Genomic DNA, 18,566 nt, shown 5'->3' with positions numbered 1-18,566 from the left:
TATTGATTACCGACAACCAAATATTAAAAAAAGTTAGTGCCGTCCGGAAAAAATACAGTCCGATCTTAAATATCGACTGTATGGTGTTCCGGGCGGCCGTTTTATATTTAGGACGCAGGGAAAAAGGAAACTGGAGGAGAGGGGGAGGTGAAACGGAAGTACTTCGTTTCTCGTTGCTATTACGAAATCATCGACAAAGGAGTTGACCGATTGATGGGTTTCCACACCAAAAAGTGGTTGAAGCTGTTATTGGCGGTTGCCTGCACCCTTGTAGCCGTTCCGCCGTCAGGGAAGACACTGATGGCGGCGGATGGAATGACGGAGCAGGCTGACGTTCATGTATTAGGCACGAATACCGCAGCGAGCATGGCAACCCAGCATGATCTTGATGTAATCTATAAGGATTTGTCCGGTTATCCGACGGTATCGGCCACCTATAACGGCGGAGTCGCGGCCATCGGAGATCAAGCCTTCGTTCTGGCGGTCAACCCGGACACAACGCCGATTCTTGCAGCGGCTCGCTACGGAAAAGGCAAAGTCGTTGTTGCAGGCGATGACTCCTATTTCAAATTCACCTCCGACATCACCGATGAGCGGAAGACGGTGGCACGCAACATCCTCCTGTGGTTAACGGAGGACTCCGAGACGTTGACCTATCAGGAGGCGTTGGAAGGTAAGGGTCGATTGCCCATGTTGTCGGCAACCTGGAAGAATTATTTCATCGAAACCGATGTGCCTATCGATCTGGTTCGGTTGGACCAATTCACGGAGGAGCACCTGGATCCGGCCCGTTACCCCGTAGCTTATGTTGACGGGACGCTGAAGGATAGCGAGGTCGATGCCGTCGAGCATTACGTCGCGCAAGGAGGTCATGTCGTTGTCCCCTTAAAAGGATGGGTGATGGAGCAATATCCGCATGTCTTCCTCGGGAATGAATATCAGGGCCGTTCGGGCAGGCTCAGTGAAGATTTCCCGGTGCAGCGCCTATTGAACCGGATGGGTCTTGGTCTGATGAACAATACGGCGTCGACTCGAACGGAAACCTTGCCCACATTGACACCGGAGCAATCCGCCAATTACCATTCGCTAAAGCTGCTGGAGCAGGCCGAGGCGATTGAGGCTGGAACGCTGTCACCGGATCAGGTGAACGTCGGACGGCCTGGCGCCGGCGCTGACAAGAAGCTGCAAGTCATCGCTTCGGTGACCGGCGGAACCGTCAGCAGCATCACCCCGCAAAGCCCGCTATATGCTGTGATCGAGCAGGATGCCAGCGATTTGGAGTCCCAGCTTACGTTTCCGCTCGACCGTTCCAAAGCGCCCTATACCAGCGCATTGTTAGCTTTTCAATTGGGACGGATCGGCAATGACCTGACGGCCCCCAAATCCCCTTATGCCGATCAATTTCCCGGAACCGTCCCGGCGGACGCACCGCGAGTGTCGGGACAATCCGTTCACGTGAATTTTGATTATTCAACCTTTGACTATTTGCGCCAAGGGACGGTTCCGAAGAATTGGATCAGCACGGGGTTATACGCACCGGCCGGAGAATGGGTAACGATTCATGTTCCTGAAGGCACCCAGAATTTGGATGTGCAGGTAGGGGCTCACACGGATAATTTGACAAGTAAAACGGAATGGGAGCGACCTCCGGTCATCACGCAGCGAAAGCCGCTCCTTCCGGGCGAGAATCGGATCCGCAGTCCTTATGGCGGCTTGATTTACCTGATTCCGACCAAGCCGCAGCCGGGCGTTGCGAAGGATATTGAAATCAGCGGCGGCGTTCGCGCTCCGTATTATATCCTTGGCGAGACCTCTTCGGCTGAATGGGAAGACACGATTCGGCATCATCCCGCTCCATGGGCAGAGCTTCAGGGACGCAGAGCGATCTTGACGCTTCCGTCCGAGTATATCAGGCAGCTGGAAGATCCGCAGCAATTAGTGGAGAAGTGGGACGCGATCGTAGACTACACCGAGGAAGTCGCGGGGCTTTCCCCGGATCAACCGCTGCCGCACAAAAGCATAAACCTTCCGTTCCGTTACGTTGCGGATCGACAGATTAGTGCGGGTTATATGCATGCCGGCTATCCGATTATGTTCCACATCGATCCTTCGGCGGGCCACGCCGTGGACATATCCCGAGTTACACAGGGAGGATGGGGCTTCTGGCACGAGACGGGCCACGAATATCAGCAAGGAGCGTGGAACTGGAACGTAACGGGCGAAATCACCGTTAATATATACTCCTTATACGTTCAAGAGAAATTCGGCAACAGCAGCAACTTATTGATTCGCAACGCGGATGGAAAGGATTTCTATGACTTAGCGTTTGAATATATCGAAAGCGATCTTCCGGGCAAGTCGTTCGGCACCTCGGGCCAGCTGGATCTCTTCGGCTATCTCGTAATGTTCCGCCAGCTTTCCCTGGCTTACGGATGGGACTTTTATGCTGAGCTTCATAAGGCGTACCGGGAGCTGCCGGCATCCCAGCTGCCAGCGACAAACCAGGAAGAGATCGATACGTTTGTCATCATGGCCTCGAAAACCGCAGGCGAGAACCTGACGGAGTTCTTCGATAAATGGGCGCTTCCGTATTCTAAGGCTGAGGTTCAATCCCGCATCGCCGCCTTGAACTTGCCCTTACCTTCGAAGGAGCTTTGGCGCATAAGGGAGACGCACGCGTTAAATGATCCTCCCGAGATCAAGGCCGATCAGGATTCCGAGTGGAGCCGCGAATCGGTGAAGGTCACCATCGCTATGACACCGGAGGCTGAAGCGGCAGGCATGCGAAACCAGTACAAAATGGGCTCCAATGGCAAATGGACCGATTACACGGCTCCCATAATTGTAGAAACGGAAGGTCAGACCATGATATACGCTCGGGCAGCTGCCCTGTCTGGAGTGACAAGTAATGAAGCGATTAAGATGGTGAAGATCGACCGAAGCGGACCGGAAGTCACGGCAAACGTGACCCAGGCCGTATACCAAACCGAACGTTTCACCATGTCACCTCACATCACGGACGCATTAAGCGGCGTATCCGGAATCATCTTGGAACTGGATGGCATGGAAGCTCCAGAAACGCTGGTTAGAGAGCCGTTAACGCTGACAGCCGGACCGCACAACCTTCGCATAACGGCAGAAGATGCAGCCGGGAATATCACGGTTCGCGAATACTCATTCGAGGTTGTTGTCGATCAGGAACAGCTCGACGAGATCGTAAGAGCAGGGGAAGAGAGAGGCTGGATCGATAATCACGGCATCACGCAAAGCTTATTGGCCAAAATCGCGAATCTCCAGCAGCATTCGCCTGGAAGCGAAGCAGCTGAGGATGCAATCACTTCGCTGGAGAATGCCATTAAGGCGCAGCAGGGCAAGCATCTCGATTTGGGCTTCGCGGAGCTGCTTCTTGGAGACATAGACTACATCCGAAGCCGCAGCTCGGCTTCCTAGCAGCTAACGGAATGAAGGGCGGCCAAAATGGCCGCCCTTCATTTCTGTATGGCCATCCATCATGAAATAAGTCAGTCCAAGATTAAATATAGACAATGTACTGCCTTAAAAATATATTGCACAATTAGAAAACACGGCAGTGTTCAATCGCCAAAATGTTCAGTAAGGTGGTGCTTAACAAACCAGAAGTTCACACAACAAGCAAAGGAAAAGGGAGGCAAATGATAATGAAGGTCAACAGGTTTAAAGTATTCTGGATTGTTTTGCTCGCTGTCACCATGGCCATTACGGCGGCAGGCTGCGGCGGACCTGCCAAGGAACAACCGGAGGTAGCGTCGGACCCGGAAGCCCCACCGGTTCTATCGGAGCTGACGTATTGGGTGCAAATCGTTAGCCAGGTGTCCGCTACGATGAAGAGTTATAACGAAATCGAGGCGTATAAGGAGCTGGAGAGGATCACCGGGGTGAAAGTGGATTTTCAGCATCCTCCCCAGGGCCAGCAGGCGACGGAGCAGTTCAACCTTATGATGACCTCGGATAAACTCCCGGATGTGATTGAATATTCATGGGCCGGTTATCCGGGTGGACCGGAGAAGGCGATCAAAGACGGCAAAATCATCAAACTCAATGATTTGATCGACCAATATGCCCCGAACTTTAAAAAGGTGCTCGAGGAGCATCCGGAGTGGAAGAAGGAAATTACGACCGATGACGGCAGCATCTACGTGTTCCCGTTTCTGCGCACCGACGACAAGCTTAAGGTGTTTCTCGGACCGACGATCCGGCAGGATTGGCTCGATAAGCTGGGGCTGTCGATGCCGACCACGGTTGATGAATGGTACAACGTATTGAAGGCTTTTAAGGAGCAAGATCCGAACGGCAATGGCAAGGCGGATGAGATTCCCCTGTATCTGACGAAAGGAGATGTCGATACAACGACCGCTTTTCTCGGGGCATGGGGTATTAATGCCGGGTTTTACCAAGAGGAAGGTCAGGTTAAATACGGCCCGACGGACCCGAGGTTCAAGGAGTTCCTGACGCTGATGAACCAGTGGTACAAGGAAGGCTTGCTTGATCAAGACTTTGCGACGACCGATGAGAAAATGCTGGAGGCCAAAATTACGGGCGGGCAGATCGGATCGGCGGTGTTATACACCGGCAGCGGGATCGGCAAGTATGGCACGCTCATGAAGGAAAAAGATCCGAACTTCAGACTGGTGGCAGCCCCTTACCCTGTGATGAACCAAGGTGACAAGCAAATCTGGGGATATAAGGACCATGCGTTTAACGGAATCGGGGCAGCGGTCACCACCAGCAACAAAAACCCGATTGAAACGGTGAAGTGGCTGGATTACGGCTATTCCGAGGAAGGCACCTTGTTGTTTAACTTCGGAAAAGAGGGCGTCAGCTATGCAATGAAGGACGGAAAGCCGATGTTTAAGCCCGAAGTATTGAAGGACCCCTCCGGACTGCCGGTGATCCAGTCCATGTCCAAGCATAACCGCGCAACCTTTAGCGGGCCGTTCATGCTTGATATTCGGTTCGATCAACAATACACGACCGAGCCGGATCAGCTGGAGTCCAAGATCATCTGGGCAGAGCCGACCATGGAGAAGAAAATGCCGCGCACAACGCCGACCCAATCCGAGAGCAGCCGCTACGCTTCCATCATGACGGACATCAACACGTACAAGGACGAGATGTACTTGAAGTTCGTCATGGGCGCCGAGCCGTTGGATCAGTTTGACAAGTATGTGAAAACCATTGAATCCATGGGTCTTGCCGAAGCTCTGGAAATACAGCAGAAAGCCTTGGAGCGGTACGGTAAACGATAAAGGATAAACGGTAAACGTCCTGGAGCGGCGAGAACATGCAGACTCCGCCGCTCTTGGCGCCATATAAATTGATTTGGAGGGAGGGATTCGATTGTCATCAACCGAGAAGTATCCCTTCGAGCATCGCAAAGGGAAATGGACAACGATTGCGAACGATTTGAAACGGAACAAATACGTCTACATACTGGCGCTTCCCGTCATTCTATACTATGCCGTCTTCCACTATGGACCGATGTACGGTCTGTTGATGGCTTTCAAAGATTTCAGCATTGCTGACGGCATTTGGGGAAGCGAGTGGGTCGGATTTGAGCATTTCCGCAATTTTTTTAACAGCTATTATTTCGAACGCCTTCTGCGCAATACCGTGCTGATCAATGTCTATGAGCTCATCTTCGCGTTTCCGGCACCGATTATCCTTGCCCTGCTGCTGAACGAAATCCGCAGCCGGCTGTTTAAGCGTACGGTTCAGACGATATCGTATTTGCCGCATTTCGTATCCATCGTCGTCGTGACTGGGATCATGTTCGATTTCCTTGCAAGAGATGGCTTGGTGAATCAGATTCTGGGCTTTTTCGGCATCGAATCGATTCCGTTCATGAGCGAGGCCAGCTGGTTCCGTACGATATATGTCGGCTCCGGCATTTGGCAAGGTGTAGGCTGGGGTTCGATCATTTATCTTGCCGCCATCGCCACGATTGATCCGACCCTGTACGAGGCGGCCAAGATGGACGGCGCAGGCCGCTGGAAACAGATGCTGCACATCACGCTGCCTGGCATGCTGCCGACGATCATCATCATTTTCATTCTCAATATGGGCTCCATGCTTAGCGTTGGCAGCGAAAAAGTATTGCTGATGTACAGCCCGCTTACTTATGAAACGGCAGACGTGATCTCGACCTTTGTCTACAGGAGAGGGGTTCTGGAGACAGATTACGGCTTTACGACCGCCGTTGGTTTATTCAATGCGGTGGTCAGCTTTATCCTGCTTGTACTCGCGAACTCGATCAGCAAGCGGGTCAGCGAGCATAAACTGTGGTAGAGAGGGGGGCATCCATGGCTAACAAACGATCCGCAGGCGAGATAACCTTCGTCTGTCTGAATGCGTTGATCCTGACGGGCCTCTGCTTCGTCACCTTATATCCGTTCGTGTATGTTGCCTTCGCTTCGTTCAGCGATCCGGCTTCATTGGCCCAGCATCGGGGGCTGCTGTTCGCGCCGCTTGATATTAACTTCGAAGCCTATAAGGCGGTGTTTAACAATCCGATGATTACGACGGGATATCGGAACACGCTGATCTACGTCGTGGCGGGAACGGCCATCAATCTGGTAGCCACGGCGATCGGCGCATATGTGCTGTCCCGCAGAAATTTGTACTTCAAAAATGTCCTGATGATGCTGATCGTCATCACCATGTTTTTCGGCGGCGGACTGATTCCGACTTATCTGCTGATCAATAACCTGGGGATGCTGAACACGATCTGGGCGATGCTGATCCCCGGGATGATCGGGACGTTCAATATGATCATTATGCGGACTGCCTTTCAGTCCGTTCCGATAAGTCTTGAGGAATCGGCGAAAATCGACGGGGCGAACGATCTGATCATTCTGTTCCGGATCATTATTCCGCTGTCCATGCCCGTTATCGCCGTCATGATTCTATGGTATGCCGTGGGACACTGGAATTCATATTTCGGAGCGCTCATCTATCTGAGGGATCGGGAGCTATTTCCGCTCCAGCTCGTGCTCCGGGAAATTCTCATAACCAATACAACCGACAGCATGATGACGGAGGCCTCGGGAGACCGGATGGCGATCGCGGACACCATTAAATATGCAACGATTATCGTGTCCACGCTGCCGATACTGCTTCTGTATCCGTTTTTGCAAAAATATTTCGTCAAAGGCGTTTTGATCGGCGCTATTAAGGAATAGGAGGAGAACGATGGCTGACTCATTAGATATCGTAACGGAAAGCAAGAGCCGGATGCAGTGGTGGAGGGATGCCAAATTCGGGATGTTCATCCACTGGGGGGTATATTCGCTGCTCGGTAAAGGGGAGTGGGTCATGTATGCCAACAAAATTCCGGTAAAGGAATATGAGAAACTCGCCAAGGAATTTAATCCGACGCAGTTTGATGCCAAGTCTTGGGTCAATTGCGCCAAAAGGGCAGGCATGAAATATATCGTCATCACAGCCAAACATCACGATGGCTTCGCCATGTACCATTCACGGACGGACCCGTTCAATATCGTGGATGCTTCTCCATTCGGCCGGGATCCGTTGAAGGAATTATCCGAGGCTTGCAGGGAGGAAGGAATCCGGCTCTGCTTTTACTATTCCCATGTCATTGATTGGCATCATCCGCATGCGCTTCACGATACGTTTAACAATCTATGGGACTATGAGCTGGAGAAGAAGGCGTTCTTTCGTTACTGGAACCATAAAGCGAAGGGACAGGTGCGTGAGCTGCTGACGGAATATGGTCCGGTCGGGCTGCTCTGGTTCGACACGTCCGGGGGATTGTCGAAGAAGGAGAGCGAAGCGATGGTAAACATGATCCGCGAGCTCCAGCCCGATTGCCTGATTAACAGCAGGGTGAGCCATTGGCCTGATTTCGGTGACTACCAATCCAAGGGGGACAACGAAATCCCGATGCAAGGCGAGGAAACGCGGGAATGGGAGACGCCGATGACCCTAAATCAATCGTGGGGGTACAGCACCAAGGATCAAGTGTGGAAGCCCACGGATGCTCTGATCCGAAAGTTGGTGCATATCGTAAGCAAGGGAGGGAACCTGTTGCTCAATGTCGGCCCTACGGAAACAGGCATCATTCCGGAAAAATCCGCTCTACGCCTGGAGGAAGTCGGCGAATGGCTTGCGCGAAATGGAGAGGCGGTCTACGGCACAAGCGCAAGCCCGTTCCCTTATGAGCTGGAATGGGGAGCGGTTACGTTAAAAGGAGATACGCTCTTCCTACATGTGTACAATCGCTATTGGCCTGCGGAAGAATTGGTATTGAACGGTGTAAGAAATACGGTTAAAAAAGCTTACCTGCTCGCGGACACCGGCGCATGTCTTTCTGTGCACCAGAGCTATCGGCCGGAAACGGACCACCACGAGATGCGGATTCGATTGCCTGAACTTCCCCCCGAAGACCATGTATCGGTTATTGCATTGGAGCTTGAGGGCAGGATCGATGTAGATCAGGGTTTTATCCAACAGGCGAGCGGCGCTGTTAAGTTGGATCTTGTACTGTCGGAAATAACGAAAGGCAACGGGATGAACGAGGCCCGGTGGACCTTCAAGGCAGCGTCGTCCGGCCTGTATGAAGTTACACTCGTCAACTTCAAAAAATCCGATGCCGTCTGGGAACAGGAATATGATCACGAAGTCACCGTACGGGCAGCAGGACAGACGATTGCTTGTATTCCCCGAGAGGATAAAGTCGTCGGCGACTCCATTTCTTGTCAGCATCCGTACACCGAGATTCATTCATCGATCGGCCGGATCGTTATAGAGAATCCGGGCACGTATGCATTGACCTTATCGAGCAAGCTTGCGAAGCCGAAACCTTTTGGACCGGAAATTTGGCAGGCGGCTGCCGTGAAGCTTCGTTCCTTGCGATTAGTTCAGGTGCTTTAAATACCCCGATGTATCCAAAATTTAAACATATCTTGTAACGGGGCGCTTCTCTCTTGGGTGACCGAATTGATTAAAGGGTTTGCTAGTCCGTTTGGCGAAGGATTCAAGAAATAGGTTTCCATACATTTTCTTGGAGGAATGCGACATGATCTCGATACCCGGCCTTCTTCCCGGCAAGCGAAAGAGCAGCCGGGGACGCGTCTTGAAAACCATGATCGTTTCGTATATGCTCATCCTTTTGTTGCCTATGACCGTGGGGCTTTTTCTATATGGACGGGTGGAAAACGTGATGGAAAACAATGCGGAGCGGTCAAATTCGGCGATGCTGGAGCAGCTGCGGCTTTCCGTGGACAGCAAGCTTAAAGAAGTGGATATCTTGGCTAAGCAAATCATGTTTAACTCGAAACTAACTTATTTGCTGAATCTTGATCGGCATGATCAAGGAGGGGCGTACCGCCAGGTAGAATTCGTCCGCGATTACTTAAATCGCTATCAATCTTTTGTAAGCGGATTCGTGAAGGACTACTATGTTCATTTGCAGGCCGGAGACGTCATCCTAAAGCCTGGATTGCGGACGGATGCCAGAACCTTTTACGACAAGTATTACCGGTTTGAGCATATGGACTTTGAAACATGGAAGCGGACGATGCTTGGCAGCTACCACAACAAGGCATTCCTGCCCTCCGATGTGCTGCTGCAGAACCCGAACCAAGGAAATGGCAACCCGGCGGATGTGGTTACCTATGCGCAATCCCTTCCGCTTCATGACGTGTCCAATATCCGCGGAACGCTGGTTATTATGATCGATGGACAGCAGCTTCAAGAGATGTTCCGCCAAATCGAGTCCGCCAACGACAGCGAGATTTATATCCTCGATAAGGAACGGGGCGTGATTGCAAGCTCATCGGACTCGGGGCTGTCCGCACAGGTGACAAAAAGACTAGCCGGTCCATCGGGATTGTTCAAGACAGCATTAAATGGCACGGACAGCATGGTAACCTTTACGGAATCCAAGGAGGCCGGTTGGCAATATGTGTCCGTCATGCCGATGGGCAGTGTTATGGAAAGAGTAGCACAACTGAAGAGAATGGCGCTGACGGTGTTTGTCGCATCGCTTGTCGCAGGAGCGGCCGTTGCTTGTTGGTTTGCATACCGACAATACAGCCCCGTCAAACGTGTGGTGGATGCTATTCTTCAAGGAAAGCCGATTCAGGATAAGCCGGCCGCGAACGAATATGATTTCATATTGCAAACGATCGAGGGATCGCTCGTAGAGCAGCGGCATCTGAGGGAGCGACTGTTCAGGCAGACGCCCGTCATCCGCGCTGATTTCCTGTCAAGGCTCATTCGGGGGTACATCGATCCAGATCATGCGGGGGAGCAAGGGGGTCCGACATTAGCGACCATGGGCATCCACTTCGAGTCCGACAAGTTTGCCGTAATCATTGTTCAAGCCGTGGATATTACAAGGCTGTCGCCGGAGCCATCCGAGCAAGGTTGGACGCAAATTCGGTTCATTATATCGAATATCGGCACGGACATTGCGAATTCGGGTCACCAGGGCTTCGCCGTCGATATGGAACGCGACCGGGTAGCGATCCTGGTTAATTTCCATCCGGTTGAGGAGGCGGAAGCCGAGCTCTTCCTTCATGAGATTGCAGAGCGATTGCTCCGGGTACTGGAGGACCGTTTCCATATTTCCGTGACGATTGCCGTCAGCAGCGTGCGCACAGGAAACGGAACGATCGGCAGCGCTTATCTGGAAGCCATGGCCGCCCTGGATTACCGTATGTTCAGCGGCAGAAATTCCATCATTCACTTCGGGCATGTACGGGACATCAAGCATCATTATTACTATCCGATCGAATTCGAGACGCAGCTTGTCAACCATGTGAGAAGCGGCGATACGGAAAATGTCGCAAAGCTGCTGGACAATATTTATGCGATGAATTTTAATTCGTCGGGGATGACCCCGGAACTGGGAAGATGCTTGTACTTCAATATCATCAGCACCTTTTTGAAAATACTGAACTTGACGAACACGGATCATGAAAGCCTGCTGGGCCCGAGCTTCGATCCCGTAAAGCACATATTCGGTTGTTCCACAAGTGATGAAATGCAAGCCGAGACCAAGCGGTTATATGACAAACTGGCTTGTCTCTTTCATACGGATCACAGCGATCACAGCATCCGATTGCAGCAGGATATGATGGCATTCATCGACAGGAATTTAACCGATTATAATTTGGGACTTGGCATGATTGCCGACCATTTCGGCATGACGCCGCAGTATATCTCAAGTTTCTTCAAGAAGATGAATCGATGCAATATCACCGACTATATTACCCGTGCGAGGATTGAGAAGGCGAAGGCATTGATGGAGCAATCGGAACTGACCAATGCGCAGCTGGCCCAACTGGTCGGCTATACCAATGATGTTGTGTTCATCCGGGCATTCAAGAAATTGGAGGGGGTCACCCCTGGCAAATATCGGGTGAGCGCAAGCGGGCAGTAACGCTTACAAGCAGAACGAATTGCAGGCGATTATTCGCGAATGCTGCTCAGATTTGTTAAATATACGAACAAAAAGCACCCGATTCCTTCAGGTGCTTTTTGGCGTGCCACCGCTTCGATGACGGTTTCTATCCAAACTTATAACAGCAGCTTCTCGGCATGGATTACTCCAGGCTTTTGCTCAATTTGACAATCTGGTCCCAGCCCTCGTCGATGCTGAGTTTACCGAACATGATCGACTGCGTGATGTTGTCGTATTCCTTCGTGAAGTTGGCCCAGCCGCCCTTATTCCCGGGGCCGGGGTCAAACGCGGCGCCGTCCTTGGACACCTCGTTGATCAGCCCCAGGGAGCTTTTATCGACGTCCGTAAATTTGGGCTGGAGCGCATCGGCTACGGTTTTGTTGACAGGAATCCCCCGCGAAGTGCCCAAGATCGCACCGGCTTCCTCGCTGTTGACGAACCAGTCGATGAATTTCTTCGCTTCCTCTTTATATTGGCTGTTGGGGCTGACGCTCCAATACATGGAGGCTTTCAGCCAGCCGCCCGCCTGCGTTCCCCTCGGCTGGGTCGTTAACGACATCGCGCCGGGTTTTAACGCATCCGTTCCGCCGAATTCCGCGGCATGCGCGCCCCGCAGCAGAATCTTTTCCTGGATGAGCAGGTCCATTTGCGCGTCCTGCGCTTTATCCGATACCGTTACGTCAGGCGGTGTCACGAGGTTGTCCTTGCGCAGATCCGCCCATTTGTTCATCCAATCCTTCCAGGTAGCCTCGTCATAATGGAATTTTCCGTCCTTGCTCATGGAGAATCCTTTGCCCATGCTTAGCTGATACGACATGTAGAACGCGCCGTCCGCGGTGAGGTCCCGCGTGAGGTATTGGTCCTTGGCCAGCTTCGGCTTCAGGTCGCGCGCCATGGCGAAAAATTCGTCCCATGTCTTCGGCGGCTGAACGCCGAGGCTGTCCATCATCGTCTTGTTGTACACCATGCCCCAGGCGTTGTTGCCGAGCGGCATCGCGTACAGTTTGTCCTGGTAGGTGCCTGTCTCGAGCAGCGCCTTATCGATATGGTCCGCCGGAATGGAGGAGAGATCCTCCAGCCGACCGCTGGACGCCCAATCGTTGAACCAGGCGGCATCCATTTGGAAAATATCCGGCGTGTTTTTCCCCGCGGACTGGGTCGACAGCTTGTCCTGATACCCGTCGAACGACTGATACTCCGGTTCGAACGTGATGCCCGGGTTCTTTTCAGAGTATAAATCAAGCGCTTTCAAAGTTGCGTCATGCCGTGCCTGAGAGCCCCACCACATGATCCGGAGCGTGATGGATTTGCCGTCTCCCGACTCCGCGGATCCGGCTTCTTCCTTCTTGATCCCGCTGCAAGCGGAGAGAACCAGGGACAGTGACAGCACGGCCGCAGCGCCGGCGGCGAGACGGTGCCATGATTTTCTCATTGGATGAACCTCCTTAAGTAACTGATCTTCTTCTTCCACTAACGTACCAAGTCCAGGGCCCTTCTCGTAGGGGACAAAATAACAAATCGTTTCAGTATTTTACGATTATCGAATAAAGGGGGCGAGATGCACAGGCGCCAAGAATAAAGCGGACCGGCGGCTTAGGCTTTGTGGAACTCGGTGGGACTGCGCCCGGTATGCTTTTTGAACAGGGTGGTGAAGTACGGAACATTCCGGTAACCGACCCGCTCGGCGATTTCGGCGATCAGCAGTTTTTTCTCGAGCACCATGCTCTTGGCTCTCTCCATTCGAACCCTAGTCAGATAATCGCCAAAGGTTTCGCCTGTAAACTGGCGGAATAAAGTGCTGAGATAGTTTTTGGAGATATACACCTGGTCGGCCACATCCTGAAGATGGATGTTCTCGGCGTAATGCTCATGAATGTATTGGATGATATAATCGACCGTTTCCTTATGCTTGAGGTTTTCATTCGGTGTGTAACGCGAACAGATTCGCTTCACTTTTTCCGCTACCCACGCTTTCCACTGCTGGGCATCTTCCATTTGTCCGAGCTCCTTGGTCAAGTCCGTCACAGGCAGCTCATCGTCGAGCCGGATGCCGGACTCGTACAGGGTAAAGGAGAGGATGGCGAACAGCTGCGTACCGATGGCAGTAAGCTCATCGGGCTGGAGCTGAGCGGCGCCGTCGTCCTTGCGGAAGAAGTCATCCAGCGCCAGCAGCGCCCTGGGCTCGTCAAAGGTCCGCACGGCGTCGGTCATTTCCTGGAAAAAACGAACAGGGCGTACGTTACGTGGTGCTGTAAGCCGGAAGCCGCCTTCGCTATAAACGTAGACACAGGGATGGGCGACATCCGGTTCGTGCCGCTCGGCGAGTGCTTGAAACGCTTCTTCGGTGGAGTCGGAGATGGCAAGCCAGTCGTCCTTGCGAAGACCGGCACCGATATGCAGCTTGACCCTGAGGAATCGATGCACGGACGAAATGATTCGCCCAGCCAGCGCCAGAACTTCCGCGCGGAACGCCTCTGTCGGCCAGGAGAGAGGCTTATACAGCAGCAGTGCCATATGGTGGCTGTGCAGCTCTAGGAAATAGCTTCGCAGCCCATCCTGACTGGCCAGCTCTTCCACCGTATTGCCTACGGCGAAGCGGAACAGGTGCCAGTCCCGGACGGAGATGCCTTCCATGCGTCCCTGGCGCTTGATTTCTAAGGCCAGCATCATGAATTGGGCATTCTTCCAACCGAGCCGCTCCAGCATACGGGAGGGATCCGTCAGCGGGGAGGAGGTCCCTCCGATGAGGATGGATTTGACCCATTCCCTTTCCAGATACGGCTCATACTCCATGAGTTGGTTTTGAAGCTCCCGCTCTCTGTTTTCCAGCGCACGGCGCTCCGCAAGCTCGCGGGTAACACGCTGCAGCACCTCGCGGATCGTGGTTGGTGAGGCCGGCTTGGGCAAATAATCGTCAACCTGAAGCCGAAGCGCCTTACGAGCGTAATCAAAATCCGAGTACCCGCTTAAAATGATGATTTTGCCGGCGTACTGCTGCTTACGGAGCTGTTCGATCATGTCGAGACCGTTCATCACCGGCATATAAATATCCGTGATGACGATGTCGGGTTGGCTTGCTTCAATCAGCCGCAGTCCTTCTTCACCATCCATGGCCTCCAAGACGAGCCGAACTCCGAGCTGCTCCCAGGGAATCAGCCGGGACATGCCGCCGAGCACTTGGCGATCGTCATCCACGATAGCGATGGTCCACATGGTTTTCTCCCCCTTCCTGATCCCACTGCTGATTTAGCCTTGGCCAATAGATTTCCGCTTCGGTGCCCGGCGCATCGGTACGGTTTCGAAGCGAAACGCCAAAGGGCGGACCGAAATAAACCTGAATGCGCTCCGTCACGTTGCGGATGCCATATCCGCCCGTCGGATGGCGTTTGCGCGTTTTCCAGTCGGCACTCAGCCCGATGCCGTCGTCCCGAATCCGAATCCGGATGCCTCGGTCCTCTTCCGCGCAAGTCAGATGGATCCGGCCCTGGTCTCTGCCATGAAAACCGTGCATAACGGCATTTTCCACAAAGGGCTGCAGGGTCAGTTTCGGAATCATCACCTGCCGCAAATTCTCCGGGCAATCGAATTGCCATTCCAATCCTTCGCCCCACTTGAACTGTTGGATTTTCAGATAGCAATCCACGTGCAGAAGCTCTTCCTGAATCGGAATCATGGATTCGCCGCCCGACAGCCCGATGCGGAACATCTGCCCCATCAGCTCAAGTACGTGGCTGATCTTCTCCTGGCCGGCTTCAAGCGCCATCCAGTTCAGCTGGTCCAGGGTGTTGTAGAGAAAATGGGGGTTGATCATCGCTTGAAGCGCCTTGATCTCCGCTTCGCGCTGCGCTTTATAGTGCTGCTCCAGTGACTCATACAGTGTTTCGATCCGCTCGGTGAGCTTGCGGTAGCCGCTGAACAGGCTGCCGAATTCGTTGCGGTATTCCGTCGGCAGCGGCTGTCCGCGCTTCCCGGGATTGAACGCCTGCATCAGCTGAACCAGCTTCCGAATCGGCCGTGTGAAATTTCGGGATAGGAACAACGTGAAGAACAGGGACAGCAGTATGGCGGCGGCTCCAACCACGGCCATCGTCCACGCGAGGCGGACACTCCCGCTGGTGATTTCCTTCCAGGGGGTAAGCTCCACCAGCATCCAGCTGCCCGGGGACGTCCGTGACCATACGGTGAGCATGTCCTTCTCCGGAAGCGAGCCGGCGGACGCCAACAGCTGATGAGCATGGCCGGTGTCCCCGGTGACCCGCCCCAGGATGGCATTGATTTCCCCGGGGGGCGGAGCGATCCGGGTGTGCATGATCATCCGGCCGCCGGAGTCGAGCAGCAGCCGACTGGCGGAGGAGTTGTCTTCCGTCAGAATTTCCTGCAAAAATTTAACCCGAACATTGATGATCAGAATTCCCCGGTTTACGCCGTCCAGCGTGGTGATTTTACGGACGAAGCTGATCACCTGCTGCTTTCCCTGCGGCGAACCGACCTCGCGCTGGCCGATCCAGAGAAAATCGGATTTGTCGACGGCCGGATACCAGCTCTCCCCGCTGGCCGAGGCCAGCGGGAGGTATTGAATGTTGGCGTTGGGATCGACCTGAAGCGGATCGTTCATATAAATCTGAAAGGAAAACATCGAGCGCGAGCTGTTCAGCATCGGCGCCAAATAATCCCGATTCAGCTCGTCCCTGGCTTTCTTGCGTGCATAATAATCTCCTTTCATCGTGACATAGTTGACCAGAGGCGAGTTGATGGACACGGCTAGCGAGGTTTGCTCCACAGCGCTCATCTGGTCGGTAAGCTGCTTGTTGAGCTGCTGCAGCACCGCCTGCTGGTACATGGAGGCGCTGTCCGCCTGCTCATCCGCCGTAAACCGATAGCTGACAATCATCATAATCGTGATGAGAACCGCGATAAAACCGGCAAAGCTGAAGAAAAAAACGTAATCGATACGGAACGTGCGAAACGGATTCATGCGTTTTCTCCTCCCCTTAAGAAGCCATGAGGACCCTGCATACGCGCTGCTGCCTCAATGTCCATGTTGGCGGAAGCCGGATGCTTGATATCGTCCGGCTTGACCGCTGCCTGAAGAAGAGCTGGAAGAACACGGCACAGTATCCGTTTACCGCTTAGAAACCTAACCTTTCAGCCCGGATGTGGCGATCCCTTCCACGAAATGCTTTTGCGCCAAAAAGAAAATGATCACCGGCGGCAGCACGGAGAGCAGGGATACGGCAAGCAGCTGCCCCCACGGAACGGCCGACTGGGAGTCGATGAACATCCTGAGCGCGAGCGGGACTGTATACTTGTCCACGGTATTCAGATAAATCAGCGGCCCAAAGTATTCGTCCCAGCCCCAAATAAACGAGAAAATCGTAACCGTGATGAGCGCCGGCAGCGTCAGCGGCATGATGATGCGCAGATAAATGCCGAACCAGGTGCAGCCGTCGATTTTTGCTGACTCATCGAGCTCCCGCGGAATGCCGCGGATGAATTGGACAATCAGGAATATAAAGAAGGCTCCGCCCATGGCTGACGGGACGATCAGCGGCAGATAGGTATTGATCCAGTCGAAGGAATGGAACATCGTATACTGCGGGATGAGCGTGACCTGTCCCGGAAGCATCAGGGTCATCAGCAGGATGGAGAACCATAATCCCTTCAGCGGAAAGGTCAGCCTTGCGAAGCCGAAAGCCACCAGGCTGGCTGAAATGACATGAATGATCGTGGTCGCCACGTTGAGCTTAAGGCTGTTCATAAAGAAGCGTGTAAACGTATACTTGGGCAGTGCCATCCAGCCTTCCGTATAATTTTGCCACAACCATACTTTGGGGAACAGAGTGGGTAGACTGATTTCCGGTGTTGATTTGAAGGAGGCGCCGATCCACCACAGAACGGGATAAAACATCACAAAACAGAATGCCATCATCAGCACATGGACCCACCAGTTTTGTTTATTATGAGCACCTGTCATTTGCGACCCTCCGTTTCGGTTTCGTAGAAGACCCAGTATTTGGACGCGATAAAATTAAGCGCCGTGGCGATGCCGATGATAACAAGCAATATCCAGGCCAGGGCCGAGGCGTAGCCCATCTGCAGGGATCCGAAGGCTTTATTGTACAGGAACAGGGCAAACATTTCGGTTGAATTCACCGGTCCTCCATTCGTGACAACAAAAGCCGATGTGAACATCTGGAATGCGTTAATGATGCCCATGATCAGATTAAACAGGATGACCGGGGACAACATGGGCAGGGTAATCCGGATGAACTTGCGGAGCGGCGAGGACCCGTCCACGGAGGCGGCCTCATACAACTCACCAGGGATTTGCTTGAGACCGGCAAGGAAAATAATCATCGATGAACCGAACTGCCAGGCCGTCAGCAGCACCAGGGTGCCGAGGGCGGTGGAGGGGGTGCCGATCCAGTTTTTGGGGGCGATCCCGACCAAAATCACAAGCTGATTAATGAAGCCGTTCAGACCGAAAATATTGCGCCACAGCACCGCCACCGCCAAGCTCCCGCCGATCAGAGAAGGCAGGTAAATGATCGTTCGGTAGAAGGATATGCCCCGGATGTTCCGGTTCAGCAGCAGGGCTACAGCCAGCGCAACCAGCAGTTTAAGAGGCACGGAAGCGATCACGTACAGAAATGTCACCTTCAGCGAGTTGAAGAAGAGCCGGTCGTGAGCGATATCCTGGTAATTCTTAAATCCGATCCAGCGGGCCGGCTCCAGCAGCGAATACTCGGTGAAGGATAAATAGAAAGACTGGATGATGGGCCACAGCTGCAAAATGAGAAAGCCCAGCAGCCAGGGGGCGATGAACAGGTAGCCGGCTAACGGAGCATTCCAGCGCCCTTTGAACGTTTTGGCAACCGCTTTCATATTCTTGTCCAGCTTTGCCTTGCCCGCCGGCTGTGCCGTTTGTGCATTCATGATTAATCACCTCTCGCCTATTGATAGCTTCCATTGTATCCTGATGAAAATCTGGCCTGTAGGCGAAAGATGTACAAATTCTTTCATTATTGAATGATTACGGCAATCTGCAGCTTGCGGTCTACGGAAAGCCGCTTGGCAACGGCATCGACGAATGCTGCATTTG

The 18,566-nt window shown here is 53.1% G+C and carries 12 protein-coding genes; 7 read left to right on the top strand and 5 right to left on the bottom strand.

The window, feature by feature from the left end:
• Positions 1–147 precede the first annotated feature (147 nt).
• The 6 genes from DP091_RS23725 to DP091_RS23700 all read left to right on the top strand — a co-directional run bounded on the left by DP091_RS23725 (position 148) and on the right by DP091_RS23700 (position 11,443).
• The gene (locus tag DP091_RS23725) at positions 148–3,450 is read left to right on the top strand and encodes a M60 family metallopeptidase (RefSeq protein WP_258394669.1); all 3,303 of its coding nucleotides are present in this window, start codon (positions 148–150) and stop codon (positions 3,448–3,450) included.
• A gap of 227 nt (positions 3,451–3,677) precedes the next feature.
• On the top strand, positions 3,678–5,285 hold the full coding sequence (locus tag DP091_RS23720) for a type 2 periplasmic-binding domain-containing protein (RefSeq protein ID WP_113060566.1): 1,608 nt from the start codon (positions 3,678–3,680) through the stop codon (positions 5,283–5,285).
• A gap of 91 nt (positions 5,286–5,376) precedes the next feature.
• Positions 5,377–6,324 (top strand): ABC transporter permease, encoded by a 948-nt coding sequence (locus tag DP091_RS23715; RefSeq protein ID WP_113060565.1) that lies wholly within the window; start codon positions 5,377–5,379, stop codon positions 6,322–6,324.
• A gap of 14 nt (positions 6,325–6,338) precedes the next feature.
• Positions 6,339–7,217 (top strand): carbohydrate ABC transporter permease, encoded by an 879-nt coding sequence (locus DP091_RS23710; protein ID WP_071223180.1) that lies wholly within the window; start codon positions 6,339–6,341, stop codon positions 7,215–7,217.
• Positions 7,218–7,227: 10 nt separating this feature from the next.
• Positions 7,228–8,928: an alpha-L-fucosidase gene (locus tag DP091_RS23705; RefSeq protein WP_113060564.1), complete on the top strand. Its 1,701-nt coding sequence runs from the start codon at positions 7,228–7,230 to the stop codon at positions 8,926–8,928.
• Between the two features lie 145 nt (positions 8,929–9,073).
• A complete protein-coding gene (locus DP091_RS23700; RefSeq protein WP_113060563.1) occupies positions 9,074–11,443 on the top strand; it encodes a helix-turn-helix domain-containing protein in 2,370 nt (789 codons plus the stop codon).
• 163 nt (positions 11,444–11,606) lie between these two features.
• Here the strand turns inward: DP091_RS23700 and DP091_RS23695 are convergent, their stop codons facing one another.
• From DP091_RS23695 to DP091_RS23685, 3 genes are all read right to left on the bottom strand, one after another.
• A complete protein-coding gene (locus DP091_RS23695; RefSeq protein ID WP_113060562.1) occupies positions 11,607–12,896 on the bottom strand; it encodes an ABC transporter substrate-binding protein in 1,290 nt (429 codons plus the stop codon).
• 161 nt (positions 12,897–13,057) lie between these two features.
• Positions 13,058–14,677, bottom strand: a complete 1,620-nt coding sequence (locus tag DP091_RS23690; RefSeq protein WP_113060561.1) for a response regulator transcription factor — start codon at positions 14,675–14,677, stop codon at positions 13,058–13,060.
• A complete protein-coding gene (locus DP091_RS23685) occupies positions 14,652–16,439 on the bottom strand; it encodes a cache domain-containing sensor histidine kinase (RefSeq protein ID WP_113060560.1) in 1,788 nt (595 codons plus the stop codon). Before DP091_RS23685 ends, DP091_RS23690 begins: the two co-directional genes overlap by 26 nt.
• A 26-nt stretch (positions 16,440–16,465) precedes the next feature.
• Between DP091_RS23685 and DP091_RS32030 the strand changes: the two genes are divergently transcribed.
• Positions 16,466–16,597: a hypothetical protein gene (locus DP091_RS32030; RefSeq protein ID WP_258394668.1), complete on the top strand. Its 132-nt coding sequence runs from the start codon at positions 16,466–16,468 to the stop codon at positions 16,595–16,597.
• 4 nt (positions 16,598–16,601) lie between these two features.
• Here DP091_RS32030 and DP091_RS23680 read toward each other — a convergent pair whose 3' ends face one another.
• Both DP091_RS23680 and DP091_RS23675 read right to left on the bottom strand, forming a co-directional pair.
• Complete coding sequence (locus DP091_RS23680; protein ID WP_113060559.1) at positions 16,602–17,438, bottom strand: carbohydrate ABC transporter permease; 837 nt, start codon at positions 17,436–17,438, stop codon at positions 16,602–16,604.
• Positions 17,435–18,400 carry a carbohydrate ABC transporter permease gene (locus DP091_RS23675; protein WP_113060558.1) on the bottom strand — a complete coding sequence of 322 codons (966 nt, stop codon included), beginning with the start codon at positions 18,398–18,400 and terminating at the stop codon, positions 17,435–17,437. Before DP091_RS23675 ends, DP091_RS23680 begins: the two co-directional genes overlap by 4 nt.
• Between the last annotated feature and the right edge of the window lie 166 nt (positions 18,401–18,566).

This window comes from Paenibacillus sp. MDMC362, assembly GCF_003269305.1.
Taxonomy (GTDB): Bacteria; Bacillota; Bacilli; order Paenibacillales; family Paenibacillaceae; genus Paenibacillus_AQ.
Note: the sequence above shows the minus strand (reverse complement) of the source record. Positions and strands in the feature narration are given on the sequence as shown.

What these genes read in the sequence shown, in the direction of transcription:
- DP091_RS23700 (WP_113060563.1), top strand. Translation starts at nt 9,074, where the DNA reads ATGATCTCGATACCCGGCCTTCTTCCCGGCAAGCGAAAGAGCAGCCGG.
- DP091_RS23685 (WP_113060560.1), bottom strand. Translation starts at nt 16,439, where the DNA reads ATGAATCCGTTTCGCACGTTCCGTATCGATTACGTTTTTTTCTTCAGC.
- DP091_RS23720 (WP_113060566.1), top strand. Translation starts at nt 3,678, where the DNA reads ATGAAGGTCAACAGGTTTAAAGTATTCTGGATTGTTTTGCTCGCTGTC.
- DP091_RS23690 (WP_113060561.1), bottom strand. Translation starts at nt 14,677, where the DNA reads ATGTGGACCATCGCTATCGTGGATGACGATCGCCAAGTGCTCGGCGGC.
- DP091_RS23705 (WP_113060564.1), top strand. Translation starts at nt 7,228, where the DNA reads ATGGCTGACTCATTAGATATCGTAACGGAAAGCAAGAGCCGGATGCAG.
- DP091_RS23695 (WP_113060562.1), bottom strand. Translation starts at nt 12,896, where the DNA reads ATGAGAAAATCATGGCACCGTCTCGCCGCCGGCGCTGCGGCCGTGCTG.
- DP091_RS32030 (WP_258394668.1), top strand. Translation starts at nt 16,466, where the DNA reads ATGAGGACCCTGCATACGCGCTGCTGCCTCAATGTCCATGTTGGCGGA.
- DP091_RS23710 (WP_071223180.1), top strand. Translation starts at nt 6,339, where the DNA reads ATGGCTAACAAACGATCCGCAGGCGAGATAACCTTCGTCTGTCTGAAT.
- DP091_RS23680 (WP_113060559.1), bottom strand. Translation starts at nt 17,438, where the DNA reads ATGACAGGTGCTCATAATAAACAAAACTGGTGGGTCCATGTGCTGATG.
- DP091_RS23675 (WP_113060558.1), bottom strand. Translation starts at nt 18,400, where the DNA reads ATGAATGCACAAACGGCACAGCCGGCGGGCAAGGCAAAGCTGGACAAG.